The organism is Arthrobacter sp. NPDC093139 (assembly GCF_044754165.1).
GTDB lineage: Bacteria > Actinomycetota > Actinomycetes > Actinomycetales > Micrococcaceae > Arthrobacter.
In genome coordinates, this window is record NZ_JBIVOO010000010.1 from 122,261 (window position 1) to 138,624 (window position 16,364).

General features: G+C 66.5%; 16 protein-coding genes. 3 read left to right on the top strand and 13 right to left on the bottom strand.

The window, feature by feature from the left end; genetic code table 11:
* Positions 1–11: 11 nt before the first annotated feature.
* The 5 genes from ACIP90_RS15590 to ACIP90_RS15610 all read right to left on the bottom strand — a co-directional run bounded on the left by ACIP90_RS15590 (position 12) and on the right by ACIP90_RS15610 (position 3,449).
* The gene (locus tag ACIP90_RS15590) at positions 12–1,280 is read right to left on the bottom strand and encodes an MFS transporter (RefSeq protein WP_400580370.1); all 1,269 of its coding nucleotides are present in this window, start codon (positions 1,278–1,280) and stop codon (positions 12–14) included.
* Positions 1,277–1,714: a MaoC family dehydratase gene (locus ACIP90_RS15595; RefSeq protein ID WP_400580372.1), complete on the bottom strand. Its 438-nt coding sequence runs from the start codon at positions 1,712–1,714 to the stop codon at positions 1,277–1,279. Before ACIP90_RS15595 ends, ACIP90_RS15590 begins: the two co-directional genes overlap by 4 nt.
* 2 nt (positions 1,715–1,716) lie before the next feature.
* The gene (locus ACIP90_RS15600; protein ID WP_400580374.1) at positions 1,717–2,178 is read right to left on the bottom strand and encodes a MaoC family dehydratase N-terminal domain-containing protein; all 462 of its coding nucleotides are present in this window, start codon (positions 2,176–2,178) and stop codon (positions 1,717–1,719) included.
* A gap of 53 nt (positions 2,179–2,231) precedes the next feature.
* Positions 2,232–2,456: a DUF3188 domain-containing protein gene (locus ACIP90_RS15605; protein ID WP_400580375.1), complete on the bottom strand. Its 225-nt coding sequence runs from the start codon at positions 2,454–2,456 to the stop codon at positions 2,232–2,234.
* Between the two features lie 129 nt (positions 2,457–2,585).
* A complete protein-coding gene (locus ACIP90_RS15610) occupies positions 2,586–3,449 on the bottom strand; it encodes an HpcH/HpaI aldolase/citrate lyase family protein (protein WP_400580377.1) in 864 nt (287 codons plus the stop codon).
* Between the two features lie 362 nt (positions 3,450–3,811).
* Between ACIP90_RS15610 and ACIP90_RS15615 the strand changes: the two genes are divergently transcribed.
* Positions 3,812–4,831, top strand: a complete 1,020-nt coding sequence (locus ACIP90_RS15615; RefSeq protein WP_400580378.1) for an ABC transporter substrate-binding protein — start codon at positions 3,812–3,814, stop codon at positions 4,829–4,831.
* A 46-nt stretch (positions 4,832–4,877) separates the two neighbouring features.
* Positions 4,878–5,801, top strand: coding sequence for a TauD/TfdA dioxygenase family protein (locus ACIP90_RS15620; protein WP_400580379.1), 924 nt, complete (start codon positions 4,878–4,880; stop codon positions 5,799–5,801).
* Between the two features lie 109 nt (positions 5,802–5,910).
* Here ACIP90_RS15620 and ACIP90_RS15625 read toward each other — a convergent pair whose 3' ends face one another.
* The 5 genes from ACIP90_RS15625 to ACIP90_RS15645 form a co-directional block, all read right to left on the bottom strand.
* Complete coding sequence (locus tag ACIP90_RS15625; protein WP_400580381.1) at positions 5,911–6,891, bottom strand: aldo/keto reductase family oxidoreductase; 981 nt, start codon at positions 6,889–6,891, stop codon at positions 5,911–5,913.
* A 160-nt stretch (positions 6,892–7,051) separates the two neighbouring features.
* Entirely contained in the window at positions 7,052–8,761 is a 1,710-nt protein-coding gene (locus ACIP90_RS15630) for a glycoside hydrolase family 13 protein (protein ID WP_400580382.1), read from the bottom strand.
* Positions 8,762–8,813: 52 nt separating this feature from the next.
* Positions 8,814–9,704, bottom strand: coding sequence for a carbohydrate ABC transporter permease (locus ACIP90_RS15635; protein WP_400580384.1), 891 nt, complete (start codon positions 9,702–9,704; stop codon positions 8,814–8,816).
* A complete protein-coding gene (locus tag ACIP90_RS15640) occupies positions 9,704–10,672 on the bottom strand; it encodes a carbohydrate ABC transporter permease (protein ID WP_400580386.1) in 969 nt (322 codons plus the stop codon). The genes ACIP90_RS15635 and ACIP90_RS15640 overlap by 1 nt, the downstream gene beginning before the upstream one ends.
* 25 nt (positions 10,673–10,697) lie before the next feature.
* A complete protein-coding gene (locus ACIP90_RS15645; RefSeq protein WP_400580388.1) occupies positions 10,698–12,035 on the bottom strand; it encodes an ABC transporter substrate-binding protein in 1,338 nt (445 codons plus the stop codon).
* 225 nt (positions 12,036–12,260) lie between these two features.
* On the opposite strand from ACIP90_RS15645, the gene ACIP90_RS15650 reads away from it, so the two are divergent.
* The gene (locus tag ACIP90_RS15650; RefSeq protein WP_400580390.1) at positions 12,261–13,463 is read left to right on the top strand and encodes an ROK family protein; all 1,203 of its coding nucleotides are present in this window, start codon (positions 12,261–12,263) and stop codon (positions 13,461–13,463) included.
* A 38-nt stretch (positions 13,464–13,501) separates the two neighbouring features.
* Here ACIP90_RS15650 and ACIP90_RS15655 read toward each other — a convergent pair whose 3' ends face one another.
* From ACIP90_RS15655 to ACIP90_RS15665, 3 genes are read right to left on the bottom strand one after another with little or no spacing between them, the layout of a single operon-like run.
* Positions 13,502–15,073 (bottom strand): Na+/H+ antiporter, encoded by a 1,572-nt coding sequence (locus ACIP90_RS15655; RefSeq protein ID WP_400580392.1) that lies wholly within the window; start codon positions 15,071–15,073, stop codon positions 13,502–13,504.
* 7 nt (positions 15,074–15,080) lie between these two features.
* On the bottom strand, positions 15,081–15,740 hold the full coding sequence (locus ACIP90_RS15660) for an NAD(P)H-binding protein (RefSeq protein WP_400580393.1): 660 nt from the start codon (positions 15,738–15,740) through the stop codon (positions 15,081–15,083).
* A gap of 55 nt (positions 15,741–15,795) precedes the next feature.
* Positions 15,796–16,356, bottom strand: a complete 561-nt coding sequence (locus ACIP90_RS15665) for a dihydrofolate reductase family protein (protein ID WP_400580395.1) — start codon at positions 16,354–16,356, stop codon at positions 15,796–15,798.
* Positions 16,357–16,364 lie beyond the last annotated feature (8 nt).

Here is a 16,364-nt window from a genome sequence, read left to right on the forward strand (position 1 = left end):
CGCGAGTGACGCTACGGCAGTTTCCGTGCCACCGGAGAGAGCAGGAAGCTCACCACGAGGACGGCCATGACGGCGATCAGGGAGTGCAGGATTCCGACGTGCTCGGCCAGGAGGCCCAGCAGCGGCGGCCCGCACAGGAAGGCACCGTAGCCAATAGTCGACACCACCGACACCCGGGCAGCCGCTTTGGCGGGATCATCGGCGGCGGCGGACATGCCCACCGGGAATCCCAGCGAGGCACCCAGGCCCCAGACGGCCAGGGCCGCGAATGCGAGCCACGGCACCGGTGCGAACACGAACAGGGCCAGTCCCGCGACGGCGAGCGCGGAGCACCAGCGCATCACGGGCACCCTGCCAAACCGGTCGAGCACGAGTGTTCCGGCGAATCGTCCGATGGTCATGAAAGTAACGAAGATTCCGTAGCCTGCTGCTCCGGCGGCGTCCGACTGGCGGTGGCCGTCGGCTAGCGCCAGCGCCACCCAGTCCCCCGCCGCGCCTTCGGCCAGTGCCAGGCCGAGCACCATGACGCCCAGCAGCAGCGTCCGTTTGTCGCGCCAGGCCTGGGCGATCTTGCGCTTGTTGTCCAGCGGGGCGTCCGCGCCTTCGGTTCCCGCGCGGATGATGGGGATCGGTCCGGTGGACGGGTCCTCGAAGGTGTCCGGACGGTAGGGGGCCACGTGTTCAACAGGCGTGATGTCCGCACGGAACCAGCGGGCCGCCGTCGTCACCGAACCCGCCACCACCAGGCCCGCCGCCGCGAGGTGCCAGAACACGGGCATGCCCGCGCCCGCCGCCCAGGCCCCCAGCCCGGCACCGGCCACGGTTCCCAGGCTGAAGGCGCCGTGCAGCCGCGGCATGATGTGGCGTCCGACGGCACGCTCCACGGCGGCGCCCTCAACGTTGGACGCAGTGTTCCAGCTCGCGGTCCCGAGGCCGATCACGACCAGCCCGGCAGCCACTGCCGGCGGGCTGGCCAACACTGATGTGCCGAATCCGGCCAGAACCAGCCCGGCGCCCACCATGATGCTGCCGGTGCGGATGGTGCGCTTGGAACCCAGCCGCAGCACGATCAGCCCCGACGCGGAGACGGACAGGAACGACCCGGCCGACATGCACAGCAACAGCAGCCCGATGGTCGCCGGTGTAAGGTCCAGTCCGTCGCGGATGGCGGGCAGCCGTGCGACCCATGAGGCGAATGCGAGTCCGCTCGCTGCATAGGCCACCACCACGGCGTTGCGCCAGTGGGTGACCTCAGGTGCCTGGACGGCGGTGGAACTCAAGGCAGCTTGACGAGCGCCTGGGCCTTCATGAGGACTTTCTGTCCGTCGAAGACGACGGCGAGGTCCACCCGCGCGGTGCGCGCATCGGCGTCGAGCGCACCGATGGTGCCGCTGACGTCGAACACCGCCCCGGGATCGGAGGATCCGGTGGTGTCAGTGACCAGCACCGGCTTCGTGAAGCGGGTCTGGTAATCGACGACGGCGGCCGGGTCGCCTGCCCAATCGGTCACCAGCTGCACGGCGGCACCCATGGTGAACATGCCGTGGGCTATGACGCCGGGGAGTTCCACACCGGTGGCGAACGCCTCGTTCCAGTGGATGGGGTTGAAGTCGCCGGACGCGCCGGCGTACTTGACCAGGTCCTGGCGGGTGACGCCGATGCTCCGGCTGCCGATGTCCTGGCCGACGGTCAGTTCTTCGAAAACGGCATTCATGGTTACTGTCCCTCTCCGCGGACCAGAATGGACGACTTGGTGGTGGAAACGGGCTCCCGGCCGTCGCCGTCGGTGAGGGCGAAAATTTCTGCCCGGGTGGTGATCATGGCGCCGCCGCCCATGGCGCGGACGCCGTCCACATGCAGCTCCGCCACCAGGCGGTCGCCGGCGAAGATGGGGCGGTGGTGGGTGAATCGCTGGTCGGCGTGGACCACGCGTGAGAAGTCGATGCCGGCTTCCGGATCCTCGATCAGCTGGGCGTCGGCCCGCTGCGCAATGATGATGGCGAACGTCGGCGGGGCCACGAGATCGCGGTGCCCCAGGCCCTGTGCGGCGTCGACGTCGAAATGGGCGGGGTGGGTGGCTTTGACGGCCCGGGCGAACTCGCGGATTTTCTCGCGGCCGACGTCGTACACCTCTGCGGCAGGGTAGCTCCGCCCCTGCAGATCCGGATTGATAGTCATGGCCTCAACACTATCGGGGGTGGGCGTGGACCACCCAGCCGGGCCGGCTGCCGCTACCTTTTGTAGGACTTGCGGATCTGCTGGCCGCGGACCACGAGGGCGACGACGTGCAGGACCAGGCCCAGGCCGATCACGGGCAGCGAGGCGATCATCAGCCCCTGGTTGTGCGTGCCGTTTCCGGCGAGGTTGAGGATGATGCCCGCAGCGATCAGGCCCATGGCGATGAATACCAGGACTTTGTAGGATGCGGGGGCCGTGGCCCAGAATTCGTTCAGCACCATGACAGTCTACAAGCCGCCCGGATCATGGAGTACACGACTGGAGTCCCGGGCGGGCCATCCCAAAAAGACCCCGTGCACCAGATAACGGGTATCGGTCACGGGGTCTCCTGGCAGTACTGGGGCCGGCTACAGCGCCGGCTGCACCCCAAAGGCTACCGCGAGCTTCATGATCTTCTCGGCACGGCCCAGGCGCGGCAGGTCGGAACCGTCGCGGATAACGCGGCCGTTGGCCTCGAAGTCGGCCATGAAGTCGGTGGCCCAGGCGACGTCGGACGGCGTGGGGCTGATGACCTCGTTGATGACGCTTGTCTGGTCAATGGCCAGGCATAGCTTGCCGGTCATGCCCATCATCACCGTGACGCCGGTCTGCTCGCGCAGGATCGGGTGGTTGGTGCCGACGGTGGGGCCGTCGATGGGTCCGGGCAGGTTGCCGACGCGGCTGGCTACCACGAGCTTGGCGCGCGGGTATGCCATCGCTTCCTGGGTGTTGGCCATCCCGGTGTCGCGGCGGAAGTCGCCGGATCCGAAGGCGAGGCGGAACGCGCCCTGGGCCCTGGCGATGTTGTTGGCTTCCTCGATGCCGACGGCGCTCTCCACGAGGGGGATGACGGGCGTCTTGCCGTCCATGCGGTGGAAGCTCTCCGTGACCTGGTCGGCGGATTCTGTCTTGGCCAGCATGACGCCCAGCAGGCCGGGCGTGCCGCGGAGGCCCGCAAGGTCATCGGCCCAGAAGGGGCTGAGGGCGTCGTTGATCCGGACCCAGGCCTGCCCGCCGGCTGTCAGCCAGTTCACCACGTTGTCGCGGGCCGTGTTCTTCTGTGAGGGGTCCACCGCGTCTTCGATGTCCAGGATGATGGAGTCGGCCCGGGACACCGCCGACTGGTCGAAAAGCTCGGTTTTCATTGCATTGACCAGCAGCCACGAACGGGCGATTTCGGCAGGGATGTTGCGTTCGTGCCGGGTGATCTCGGCGGTGGAAGTAGACGTCATACATATACCGTATCGGGCCTGCACCTGCTAAGGCGAAGATGACCGGCCTTCCGCGGAGATCAATACGACCAAAAGCCCAATCCTAGGCTTCCGCGGGGACGCTCCGCCAGCCTCCCGTCACAGGGCATAATCTGCCGCAACCGGATGTCTCATGACCCTCCGTTGCGCCCTGTTTCCGCGGATTTCCAAGGGTGTCCCGCCATGAACCGTGCGCTTTTCCCGGCACCTGAAGTGCGCTTACATCGATCCATCGGCCGCCGCGGGGGCCGGCAGGAACGGCCCCAGGCCGCCCGCACCGAACCACCGGCACCTAGAAGCGCCTGTTACACCTGAACGCCTGCAATGCAACCGAAGGAACCTCCATGAAACGACACCTGACCATCCTGAGTGCTGCGGCCGCCGTCGTCATCGCCCTGACAGTGTCCGGCTGCGGCGGTCCCTCGGTGGCCGGCACAGGCGCACCCGGTGCCAACGAGGTCAAGGAACTCCGCTACCAGGGCTGGGCCAACACCGTGACACTCCCAGAACTGGCCGAAGACCTGGGCTACCTGGGCGACGTGAAGCTGAACTGGGTGGGCAACACCATCAGCGGCCCGCAGGACATCCAGTCGGCGGCGACCGGCCAGACGGACTTCGGCGGAGCGTTCGCCGGGGCCGTGGTGAAGCTCGTCGAGGCCGGGGCACCGGTCAAAGCCGTGATCAATTACTACGGCGAGGACAGCAAGACCTTCAACGGCTTCTACGTCAAGGAGGACAGCCCCATCAAGACGGCCAGGGACTTCATCGGCAAGAAGATCGCAGTGAACACCCTGGGCGCCCATTCGGAGGCCGTCATCAACACCTACCTCCGCAAGAACGGGCTCAGCGCAGAGGAGATCAAGCAGGTCCAGCTCGTCGTGGTCCCGCCCAACGACACCGAGGAAGCCATCCGCCGCGGGCAGGTGGACGCCGGCTCCCTGGGCAGCGTCCTCCAGGACAGGGCAATCGCCAACGGCGGACTGCGCTCCGTCTTCAGCGACTTCGACCTGTTCGGCAGCTTCGCCGGAGGGCCGTATGTCTTGCGGGAAGATTTCATCGCCCAGAACCCCAACACCACCCGGACGTTCACCACCGCCGTGGCGAAGGCAATCGAGTGGGAACGCACCACTCCCCGCAAGGAAGTGATCGCCCGCTTTACCAAAATCCTGAACGAGCGGGGCCGCAATGAGAACCCGGCCGCCCTGCAGTACTGGAAGAGCGTGGGCGTTCCCGCCAAGGGCGAGATCAAGGATGAGGACTTCACCCGCTGGAACGAATACCTGAAGTCCGCCGGCATCATCAAGGACGGCTTCGACCCCAAGAAGCTCTACACCAACGAATTCAACGGCCTCATCTCCAAGTAAACCGCCGCTCCACCACCGCAAGGAACACAACAGGAAGGGAAGAACCATGACCGCCATCACCGAAACAAAACTCGAATTCGCCAAGCTGGGATCCCGCATCGGCGCCGAAATCCGCGGCCTTGACCTCAGCGGGGACCTCAGTGCCGAAACCGTGGCGCAGATCCGCGCCGCCCTGAACGAGCACAAGGCGCTCGTCTTCCGGGAGGCAAACATCCTCTCCGACGAGGCCCAGGTGAAGTTCGCCAGCCACTTCGGGCCGCTGACCAAGGCCCACCCGACCGTGGCGTCCGTGGAGGGCGAGGAAAACGTCCTGCCCGTGGACAGCGAGAACGGCGCCGCCAACAACTGGCACACGGACGTCACGTTCGTGGTGAACCCGCCGCAGGCGTCGACGCTGCGCAGCATCGACCTGCCGGCGTACGGCGGCGAGACACTGATCGCGTCCGCCGCCGCCGCTTACCGGGACCTGCCGGATGAGCTGCGGAACTTCGCCGACACCCTGTGGGCCATCCACACCAACGACTACGACTACTCCGTGCCCAAGAACCTGGAGCACGCCAACGCCGAGGAGCGCCGCAAGGAGTTCACCCGGCTCAAGTTCGAGACCGCGCACCCCGTGGTGCGCGTCCATCCGCTGACCGGCGAGCGCGGATTGTTCATTGGGGGCTTCGCGCAGCGTCTGCGGATTGTTGGCCTGTCCAACACGGAATCCAGGGACATCATCCGGCTGCTCCAGGCCTATGTCACGCGGCCCGAGAACGTGGTGCGCGTGGACTGGGAGCCCAACCAGGTGGTGCTCTTCGACAACAGGATCACCCAGCACTACGCTCCGGACAACTACGACGGCCAGCAGCGCAAGCTCAACCGCGTCACCATCGCCGGGGAGATTCCGGTGAGCGTGGACGGCACCCCGAGCCAGGCGCTGAAGGGCGACTCGTCCACGTATTCGGAGGTTGCCCCGCTGAGCTGACGCACCGCCGTCGGCCCTTCCGGGGACGCACCCACCCAACTGGCTCGCAGCAGGTGTCGTTTTGAACGTTCAGAACGACCGCAACTGCGGGCCAGTTGGGTTTACGCGGTTAAGGGATGGTGCTCCCCCGGGCTGTGACCCACAGCCGGTACCATTCCTCGCGGGTCATGGTCTCCGCCACCCTGGACGCTCCGGCGCAGGCCCGGATCCGGTCCGCGTTCGCCGTGCCGATCACCGGAGCGATCCCCGCCGGGTGCCTCATCAGCCACCCCAGCAGCACGGCTTCCCTGGTGGTGTCCCTGTCCCGTGCCATGTCGGAGAGCAGCTGGGCGGTGGCCCCTTCGGCAAGCGTGGGCCGTTCGGGCGGATTGCCGGTGTAGTGGCCCCGCGCCAAAGCTCCGTAGGCCTGCAGGGTGATGCCCCGCCGGGCACAGTATTCCAGGGTCCCGTGCGGGAAGCTGTAGTCCGCGGCGCCCGGGTGGTTGACCAGCACAGTGCTCTCCAGCCAGTCGCGCTTGAGCAGGCTCAGCTCGAGCTGGTTGGCGATCACGGGCGTCTCGAGGCTGTCCTGCAGGAACTCGATCTGGGCCGCGGACATGTTGGACACGCCCAGCGCGCGCACCTTGCCGTCGGCCATCAGCTTCCCGACGGCGGCGCTCACCTCTGCCGGGTCCATCAGGGGATCGGGGCGGTGCAGCAGGAGGACGTCGACGTGGTCGGTGCGCAGCCGTTCGAGGCTGCCGTTCACCCGTTCGATGATGGCGTCACGGCTGAGGTCATAGTGGGTCTCCAGGCCCCGCTCATTGAGCCGGATGCCGCACTTGGTCTGCAGCTGGATGCGGTCCCGCAGCCCGGGAGAGGCGGCAAGGACTTCGCCGAAGACTGCCTCGGATTTTCCATTCCGGTAGATGTCGGCATGATCGAACAGCGTGACCCCGATGTCCATCGCGGCCTCTACCGCCGCAGCCGCGGTTTCGACGTCGGTGACGGTGTACGGGGCCTCCGACCAGCTCCCGCCCAGGCCCATGCACCCATAGATCAGCCGGCCGGCGGTCCCCCGGTCGGACGCCGTTGCAGTTTCTTCAGTCATTGCATCACTCTTTCACTTCCGCCGGAGAAGGCCCAGCGTTTAAATGCGCCGGTGGCAGCACCCTGGACCAGGGCACCGCCACCGGCGCGATTTCACTGCTGTCCGCTGCTGCGCGTCTCGCTACTGCTGCGGTTCGCTGCGCGTCTCGCTGCTGCTGCGGTTAGCGCAGCCAGGCCGTGGCGTTAGCCGGCAGCTTGCCGTCCTCCAGCGGGGCGCTGCTGACCAGCACGGTTCCGGCGGGAAGTTCGACGGCGGTGTCGCCGAAGTTGGTCACGGAGTGCCAGCCGCCGGGGCGGCTGAAGTGCAGGACCTCCGGGTTGCCGGTTTCGATCCATTCCAGCTCTTCCGCGGCCTGCAGTTCGCGGCGCAGCTTGAGCGCCGTGCGGTACAGCTCAAGGGTGGAGCCTTCCGTACCGTCCTGCGCCTCGACGGCGTACTTGCTGAACCAGTCTGGCTGCGGCAGGTGCGCCCCGCCGTCGCCGAACCCGAAGGACGGGCCCTCGACCGACCAGGGCAGGGGCACGCGGCAGCCGTCCCGGCCCACTTCCACGCCCTTGTTTCGGAAGAACGAGGGGTCCTGGCGCTCGGATTCCGGGATGTCTGCGACTTCCTGCAGGCCCAGTTCCTCACCCTGGTACAGGTAGGCCGAGCCGGGCACCGCCAGCATCAGCAGGGTGGCCGCACGGGCACGGCGCTCGCCGAGCTCAACGTCCAGGTCCTCCTTGGGACCGCCGGCCAGCAGCCAGTCCTTGCCGTCCTGGCCCTTGGCGTGCTTGCCTTTGGATCCCTTGGGCAGGCCATAGCGGGTGGCGTGCCGGACGACGTCGTGGTTGGAGAAGACCCAGGTGGAGGACGCTCCGGTGGCGGCGGCCTCTGCCAGGTTGCGGGTGATGATTTCCTTGAATTCCTCGGCGTCGAAGTCGGCCTGCAGCAGGTCGAAGTTGAACGCCTGGCCCAGTCCCTCGGGGCTGGCGTAACGGGGACGGCGCGTGGCGTGCACCCAGGCTTCGGCGACGGCGGTGCGGGGCGGGTTGTACTCGTTGAAGACCTCGCGCCACTCGGCGTAGACCTCGTGGACTTCGTCGCGGTCCCAGAACGGGTGGGAGCCGTCGGCGAAGCCGTCCGTGCCGGTGTTGGCGGCGCTCAGTTCCAGCTTCGACAGCAGCGGCTCAGTGAGATCCTTCGTCAGGGCGTGCGCGACATCCACCCGGAAGCCATCCACGCCGCGGTCGGACCAGAAGCGCAGGGTCTTGAGGAAGTCGTCGCGGATCTCGCGGTTGGCCCAGTTCAGGTCCGGCTGTTCCTTGGCGAAGATGTGCATGTACCACTGCCCCGGGGTGCCGTCCGGTTCAGTGATGCGTTCCCAGGCGGGACCGCCGAATACGGAGTCCCAGTCCGACGGCGGGAACTCACCGTTCGGGCCCTTGCCGTCGCGGAAGATGTACCGGTCGCGGGCAGGTGATCCCTTCGGGGAGGCGAGGGCCTCCCGGAACCATTGGTGACGGTCCGAGGAGTGGTTCGGGACGATGTCGGCGATCAGCTTGATCCCGGCGGCGTGAAGTGCCGCTGCCATCTCGTCGAAGTCCTCCAGCGTTCCGAGCTTCGGGTCCACGTCGCGGTAGTCGTCCACGTCGTAGCCGCCGTCGGCGAGCGCCGAGGGGTAGAACGGGCTCAGCCAGACGGCGTCGATTCCCAGCGACTTCAGGTACGGGACCTTGGCGGTGATGCCCTTGATGTCACCCAGTCCGTCCCCATTGGAATCGGAGAAACTGCGCGGGTAGATCTGGTACACAGACGCCTGGCGCCACCAGTTCGGATCAGCGAGCCGGTGGTCATCGGACAAGGTTGCCAGTGTGGCGGTGGTGGACAAGGGATGCTTCCTTTACTTGTGGTTTGTTTCGTTGCTGGATGGAATGTTGGGTCTACTTGACTGCACCACGCATCACTCCGGACAGTACCCACCGCTGGGCCAGGATGTAAACCACCAGGGTGGGTGCCATGGCCATGAGGTACGACGCGAATGCGAGGCTGTAGTTGGTGTTGAATTCGCCCTGGAAAAGCATTTGCACGACGGGCAGCGTCTGCAGGGCCGGGTCGGCGATCATCATCTGCGGCAGCAGGAAGTCGTTCCACGAGCCGAGGAAGGCGAAGATGCCCACCGTCGCATTCATGGGGGCCAGCAGAGGGAAGATGATCTTTCGGAACACCTGCCACGTGGTGGCACCGTCCATGCGGGCCGATTCCTCCAGTTCCACCGGGATGGAGCGGACAAAGGCGATGTAAAGCAGTGTGTTGAAGGAGATGCCGCCCAGCACATGCAGGAACACGACGCCTGCGGGATTGTCCAGGCCAAGGAGCGCCGTCTGCTTGATCAGCGGCAGGATGATCACCGGGAACGGAATGAACATGGCCGACAGCAGGTACACGAACGAGCCCCGGAAGAACTTCCGGTTCCAATTCCGGGCGATGGCGTAGGCCACGAGCGAGCTGCAGACCAGGGATCCCAGGACGCTGAAGACCGTGACGAAAGCTGTGGACATGAAGGCCCGCGGGAAGTTGGTGGCCACGTACGCGGCGGCGAAGTTCTCCCAGTTCATCGGGTTCGGCCAGGCCAGGCCCGTTCCGCCGATCTGGTCCGGGGACTTGAGCGCCATGGCAACGGTGAAGTAGAGCGGCAGCAGGACGGTCAGGGAGGCCACCAGCATCAGGGCGGTGAGCCACCAGTTGACCTTGTAGCCTTCGCGGCTGGACTTGCGGGTCCTGCCGGTCGGCGGTGCCGCGGGCACGGGGTTGGAAAGTGTGGATGCAGTCATTAGAGAGAAACCCCCCGGCGCTGGATGAGGCGCAGCTGGATGACGGAGATCAGCAAGGTGATCAGGAAGTAAATGACGGCATTGGCCATCTGGTAGGAGTAGTCCCCGCCCGTGAAGCCGGAGAAGATGCGCATGGCCACGGACTGCGTCGCCATGCCAGGACCGCCTCCTGTGAGGCCAACGATGATCTCGTAGGTGCCCAGGAAGCCCTTGAACCCGAGGATCACGTTAATCACCAGGTACCCCATGATCAGCGGAAGTGTGAGGCTCAGGAACTGCCGGAAGCTGCCGGCACCGTCCAGGTCCGCCGCCTCATACACCTCGGAGGGGACGCTCTGCAGACCGGCCAGGTAAATGATGGTGGCGCCGGGGGCGGCCTGCCACACGGTGACCAGCACAATGGCGATCCAGGCGAGGTTCTCGTTGGCCAGGATGCTCGTGGCCAGGGGTGTGTAACCAAGCCGTTCCATCAGCACCGGCAGGGTGTTGGAGAAAAGGTAGTTGAAGACGAAGGACACGATCAGCGCGGACAGCACCATGGGGATGAAGAACATGGTGCGAATGCCGGTCCGCCACTTGATCTTGGCATTCAGGCCCAGGGCAATGGCGAGTGCCACCACGTTCACCACCACCGTGGTGGTCAGGGCGAAAACGAACGTGAAAATGTAGGACTGCAGTACTGCCGGATCCTTGAAGATGTTGACGTAGTTGGACAGTCCGATGAACTTCCAGTCGCCGTAACCGGCATAGTTCGTGAGGCTGAAGAAGACGCCGACGAGCGCCGGCAGGGTGATGAAGAAGGCGAACAGTGCCAGGACAGGCACCACCATCCAGTAGTACGTGGGATCGATGCCGTTCCTGGACCGGAACGCCCCGGTTTTGGCGGGATAGGTCTTGGCAGAGGACGGGGTCGGGGTCTTCTGTCCTGCGGGACGGGCTGTCTGGGCCACCCGGGAAGTGATAGTCATTGGGGCTCCTGAAGTCGGGGTGGGGTCAGACCGCGGTGCGCTCGGCGACGCGGCGCCATTCGTCGTCGAGGGCGGCGAGGAACTGCTTGCCGTTCTTGCCGTACACAAAGGACTGGACGTAGTTGTACAGCGGCACCGACGGCGGGAAGTAGGTGGTGGCTCCCTGGTAATAGCGCCCCTCGCTGACAGAAGCGCTCAGGCCAGTGATCTGCGGGTTCTCGACGGCGGGTGCGTCCTTGAGGGGCGAGAATGCGGCGTTCTTCTCGTTGTAGGTATTCACCACGGACGGTTCCAGGAGGTAATTGACGAACCGCTGGGCGGCGGCCATGTTGGGCGTGTTGCGGGTGATGGACAGCGCCATGTCCACGTTCACGCGGGCTTTGGTGTCCGCGGGGTCATTGGTGACAGGCAGGGGGAAGGACCCGAGCCTGACGTTCTTGTTGGCTGCCACCAGCTGTGACAGCGCCCACGGGCCCTGCAGGTACATGGCCGCCTGACCCTTGGCGAACGCAGCATTGCCGTCCGCGTAGTTCTTGCTGGCTGCGCCGTTTTGTGAGAAGGCTGCCAGTTGCAGCATTTTGGGCAGTGCCGGAGCGAAGTTGCTGGTGAAGGACTCCGGAGCGTCCTGGGTTATGGCGGCGCCCCGTGAGGTGAGCTTGGAGAAGAAGTCCGCCACGTCGAGGGTGCCGCCGGCAACGTAGTCGAACATACCCTGCCCCAGGGTCCAGTTGTCCTTGAACGTTCCGTAGATGGGGGTGATGCCGGCTGCCTTGAACGTTTCGCACGCGGCCACGAACCCGTCCCAGGTGGTCGGAACCTGCACGCCCTTGGACTCGAAGATGTCCCGGTTGTAGATGACGCCGGCCGCGGCCAGCGAGAACGGAAGGGCGCTGGTTTCGTTGCCCTTGTACTGACCCCAGGAGCTGACCAACTCCTGGATCTTCGGATCAATGGTGGCTGCGACAGGCATGTCGGACAGGTCGGCAAAGACGCCCTTGCGGACGAAGTCGGCGGTTGCCTGCGCGAAGCCGCGGGTCACGACGTCCGGCGGGTCGTTGCGCACGAGTCCGGGGACGAAGTTGCCCTCGTTGAAGTCCTGGATCACGCGGATATCCGGGTTCAGCGCTTCGAAATCCTTGATGACCTGGTTGAAGTAGGCCACGACCTCGGGCTTGTTCTGCATGAACCGCAGCGTGGTGATCCCGTTCTGCGTGCTGGGCGTCGCGCCACAGCCGGCAAGGGGAAACATGGCGGCGGCGCCGGCAAGCCCGGCGGCCTTCAGCAGTGCGCGCCTGCCCAGGGGTGCAGCAGTGCTGCGCAGTTCAGTGCTGCCAAGTGCGGTGCTGCGCGGGGCGGCCTTCACAGGGCGGAAACCGACGTGCGGGCGGGGTGGGGCCAGCGGGTCTGGGGTCCGGGCGGGCAGTGCTTCAGGATGCTGTTCACGGTTGCTCCTTTGCAAAAGGCTGGGTGAAGGACTGGAGGAAAAGCCAGTGGTCGGCGGCCGTCCGGCCCACTTGGCAAGTTTATATGGAATCTAAATTTAGTTCCTCAAGTATTATGTGGTGAAAAGCACAAGGAGGTCAACATCATGTCTGAGATGACGGCGGCAACGCCCCAGCTGTTGCGACGGGTCAGCGCCGGGGCTGTCCTGGACTTCATGCGCGCATCCCAGGCTGTGACCGTCACCGAAGTCATGCAGGCGACGGGTCTCACGCGGGCCACCGCCATCTCGGTGTGCGAAGACCTCATGGAGCGCGGCTGGATCAGGGAGCTGGAAAACCAGCGGGCCTTCGGCGGCTACCAGAAGGGCCGGCCGGCGCGGCGGTTCGAGCTCAACGAGCGCGCGGGCTATGTCCTGGGCATGGACGTAGGCATCTCCAAGGCCACCGTGGTGGTGTCCGATCTCCGCGGAAAAGCCCTGGGGCGGTCCAGCCAGCCCTTTGCCGGAGCGGAAATCCCTGCCGAGGAACGCATCGCCGTCATTGACCGCACGGCAATGATGGCCCTGCGCAGCGTGGGTGCCTCGCCCGACTCGGTGCTCGCGGTCTGCGCCGGCATCGCCGCGCCGGTGGACCGCAACGGGGACGTTCTCGTCACCCAGCACTTCTGGGGGCTGTTCGACGTCGGGCTGAAGGCCGCGCTCCGGGACCTGCGCGGATGGACGGTACTCCTCGAAAACGACGCCAACCTGGCCGCCTTGGGAGACCGCTGGCGCGGCGCGGCCGCCGGCGTGGACGACGTCGTCGTCATCCTGGCCAGTGAACGCTTTGGTTCCGGAGTGATCGACGGCGGACGGCTGCTGCACGGCACCGGCGGCGGCGCCGGCGAACTGGCGTTCCTGGACATGGTGGAGGGCGTGGGCGACACCTTCGGCATCGCCACCCTGGCGCGCATCTGGGCGGCGGAAGCCCTTGCGGGGAAGGCCAAGACCTCACTCCGGGAGCATGCGGCCGAGGGCGCGGAAGCAGAACATGTCTTTGCTGCCGCCGCTGCCGGCGATGCGGTCGCCTTGAAGATCCTGGACCGGCTGGCCGACAGGATGGCCCGCGTCATCGGCGCCGTGGCCACCATCATCAACCCCGAGCTGGTGGTCATCGGCGGCGCCGTGGCAAACTCCGCAGGCGTGCTGCTCGACTCGATCGCGGAGCGGCTGAAGGAGTTTACGGTCACCCCGCCGCGGGTTGCCGTTTCCCCGCTCGGGGACTCGATCGTGACCGTGGGCGCCGTCAGGTGCGCCCTGGATTACGTGGAGAAAAACAGCCTGGACCTGGAGCTGTCCCTGCCCGCCTAAACGGCACAGCGCCCGCCGGCAGCGCCACAACCGGCGTTCTACTCCGGCATGATCATGGTGCGCAGGTCGAGCTGCCGGAGCACCCTGTCGGCCACCTCGGGATCCATGTCCGGCTCATTGCGGGCCGCCACGACTTCCTGGCGCGCCGCGTCCAGGGCGATGGTCTGGACCGTGATGGCCAGTTCCCTCCCCCGCTCGCGCTTCTCGGCCAGGCTCTCATTGCGGAGGCTGCCGTCCAGCAGCTCGGCATGGAGCCTGGTCATCTTCTCCTTCACCAGGGCCACCTTCTCGGGCGGCAGCTCCTTCACGAGCTCGTTGTCCTTCAGGGCCGCCACGGCCGCCGCCTGCGCGCGGCGGGCCAGCAGCCGCGCCGCATCCCGCTCCTCGGTCCCGTCCTGGGTGGCCTTCAGGACGTTCATCAGCCACGGCAGCGTCAGCCCGGGCAGCACCAGCGTGGCCAGCAGCACCGCACACGCGATGACGAGCAGCTGGTCGCGGGCCGGGAAGGGTGTGCCGTCCGCGAGGGTGAGCGGAAGCGCCAGCGCAAGAGCCAGCGTGGCGAGGCCGCGCATGCCGCACCAGGTCAGGATCAGGACCTCTTTTGCCGACGTCGGCTGCAGCACGTTCTTCCGCTTGCGGGCGGACAGCGCCAGCAGCCCCAGCCAGCCGAACCGCACCGCGAAGACCAGGATGCAGACCACCACGGCCGTTCCCACCATGCCGAAGACTGCCGAGCCCTCCGTGCGGATCACATCCTGGATTTCGAGCCCCACGAGGCCAAAGGCCAGCCCGGTGACAAGGAGCTCCACCACGTCCCAGAACGCCGTGCGCGTGACCCGCTCGGCGGCGTCCTGCGGGCGGGCGTGCCGCTGCATTTCCAGCGCCGTGACCACGACGGCGATCACACCGGATGCGTGGAATTCTTCCGCGAGGATGTAGGCGGCAAACGGCACCACCAGGGTGACCGCGCTGCGCGCGACCATGGAGGCGACCAGCCGGGTGATCAGCGACGTCAGCCAGCCCATGGCGATGCCCACCACGACGGCAAGTGCCGCTCCCACGAGGAACTTGAGGACGACGTCGGGCCCCAATTTGGTGCCGGAGACCGCGGCCGCCACGGCGGCCTGGAAGATGACGATGGCGGCGGCGTCGTTGAACAGGCCTTCGCTCTGCAGCACCGTGATCAGGCGCCGAGGCATGTGGACGCGGCCGGCAACAGATTCCACGGCCACCGGATCCGGCGGGGCCACCATCGCGCCCAGGGCGATGGCGGCGGGGATCCCGATCCCCGGGATCATGAGCCACGCAGCGCCGGCCACTGCCGCCGTGGAGATCACCACGAGGGCCACAGCCAGCAGGATGAGTGTGCGCCACCGGACCCGGAAGACGGCCCAGGAGCTGCGCTGGGCCGTGGCGAACAGCAGCGGCGGCAGGAAGAGGGGCAGGATCAGCTCCGGCGGGATCTCCAAGTCCGGGAATCCCGGAATGAACGTCAGGGCCACGGCCAGAAGGAGCATCAGCACCGGGTACGGCAGGCGCAGCCGGTCCCCCAGCCCCACGGCCACCACGGTGGCGAGCAGGAGTCCGATGATAAGTGCGAGCTGGTCCATTTGCCCCTTACTTGACGGGTTCCAGCGCAGCCGAAACGGGCAGGGTGCCGTCCCGGAATTCGATGGTCCTGCCGACGCAGCCGGGCAGGTCCAGCACCGCGGCGGCGACGATGGCCACGTTGGCCCGGGACGTCGCGGTGCCGGACGACGTGTCGGACGGGTTGACGTCGATCAGCCCGTTGCCGGGTCCGTCCGTCAGTGAACCCGGTCCCAGGATGGTCCAGGAAAGCCCGGAGCCGCGGAGGTATTCGTCTGCCGCGGCCTTGGCCTCGGCGTAGGCGTGGAAGCTGTGGTCCGCGGGCACACCATGGTCCGGGCCGGCGCCGAAGTAGGAGACCATGACATACCGGTTCACGCCTGCTTCCACGGCGGCGTCCATGGAGCGGATGGCGGCGTCGCGGTCCACCGCGTAGGTGCGCTGCGGGTTCCCTCCCCCGGCGCCGGCTGACCAGACCACGGCGTCGTGGTTCCGGAGCGCGGCGGCGATTTCCGCCGTCGTCGAATTTTCCACGTCAAGGACCGACGGTAACGCGCCGGTGGCCGCGACGTCGGCGGTGTGGTCGGGGTTGCGGATGAAGGACGTGACGCTGTGCCCCTCGTCCGTGAGCAGGGCGGACAGCTGGAGGGCCACTTTGCCGTGGCCGCCGATAATCGCGATGCGGGTCATGCACCCATTCTGTCCCAGCGTGCGGCTGCGTCCCAGCCGGGCGCCCAGCGGGGCGTCAGGTGCGGTTGGCGTAGCGAAGGAACACGACGCCGTTGCGGAAGCGCCGTTCTTCCAGCAGCTCAAGGCGCAGGCGGACGTCCTCGGGGAGGTACTTTTTGCCGCCTCCCACCGCCACGGGCGAGATGAACATCTGGAATTCGTCCACCAGGCCTGCCCGGATGGCGGCGGCGGCGAGCTCCGGACCGCCCACGGCAAGGTCGTGCCCGGCGTCCGCCTTGAGCTGCCTGACGGCGCCGGCGTCGAACTCCCGCTCGATGCGGGTCCGTTCGCTGGACGGCCTGTCCAGTGTCCGGGAGAACACCACCTTGTCAGCCGCCTTCCAGAGCTCAGCGAAGTCCTGGATGTAGGCAGGTTCCTGGGCGAAGGCGGAGGGGTCTTCCCACGCCACCATCACCTCATAGAGGCGCCGCCCAAACAGATATGTGCCGATTTCGCGCTGGAGCCCGTTGACGAAGGTGTGCACTTCCTCGTCCGGCTCCCCCCAGTCGAAGCGGCCGTCGCGGTCCGCCACGTAGCCGTCGAGGGACATGATGAACGAGTAGATCAGTTTGGCCATACCGGGCC

What these genes read in the sequence shown, in the direction of transcription:
- ACIP90_RS15625 (WP_400580381.1), bottom strand. Translation starts at nt 6,891, where the DNA reads ATGACTGAAGAAACTGCAACGGCGTCCGACCGGGGGACCGCCGGCCGG.
- ACIP90_RS15650 (WP_400580390.1), top strand. Translation starts at nt 12,261, where the DNA reads ATGTCTGAGATGACGGCGGCAACGCCCCAGCTGTTGCGACGGGTCAGC.
- ACIP90_RS15610 (WP_400580377.1), bottom strand. Translation starts at nt 3,449, where the DNA reads ATGACGTCTACTTCCACCGCCGAGATCACCCGGCACGAACGCAACATC.
- ACIP90_RS15665 (WP_400580395.1), bottom strand. Translation starts at nt 16,356, where the DNA reads ATGGCCAAACTGATCTACTCGTTCATCATGTCCCTCGACGGCTACGTG.
- ACIP90_RS15655 (WP_400580392.1), bottom strand. Translation starts at nt 15,073, where the DNA reads ATGGACCAGCTCGCACTTATCATCGGACTCCTGCTCGCCACCGTGGTG.
- ACIP90_RS15620 (WP_400580379.1), top strand. Translation starts at nt 4,878, where the DNA reads ATGACCGCCATCACCGAAACAAAACTCGAATTCGCCAAGCTGGGATCC.
- ACIP90_RS15635 (WP_400580384.1), bottom strand. Translation starts at nt 9,704, where the DNA reads ATGACTGCATCCACACTTTCCAACCCCGTGCCCGCGGCACCGCCGACC.
- ACIP90_RS15615 (WP_400580378.1), top strand. Translation starts at nt 3,812, where the DNA reads ATGAAACGACACCTGACCATCCTGAGTGCTGCGGCCGCCGTCGTCATC.
- ACIP90_RS15660 (WP_400580393.1), bottom strand. Translation starts at nt 15,740, where the DNA reads ATGACCCGCATCGCGATTATCGGCGGCCACGGCAAAGTGGCCCTCCAG.
- ACIP90_RS15595 (WP_400580372.1), bottom strand. Translation starts at nt 1,714, where the DNA reads ATGAATGCCGTTTTCGAAGAACTGACCGTCGGCCAGGACATCGGCAGC.
- ACIP90_RS15640 (WP_400580386.1), bottom strand. Translation starts at nt 10,672, where the DNA reads ATGACTATCACTTCCCGGGTGGCCCAGACAGCCCGTCCCGCAGGACAG.
- ACIP90_RS15600 (WP_400580374.1), bottom strand. Translation starts at nt 2,178, where the DNA reads ATGACTATCAATCCGGATCTGCAGGGGCGGAGCTACCCTGCCGCAGAG.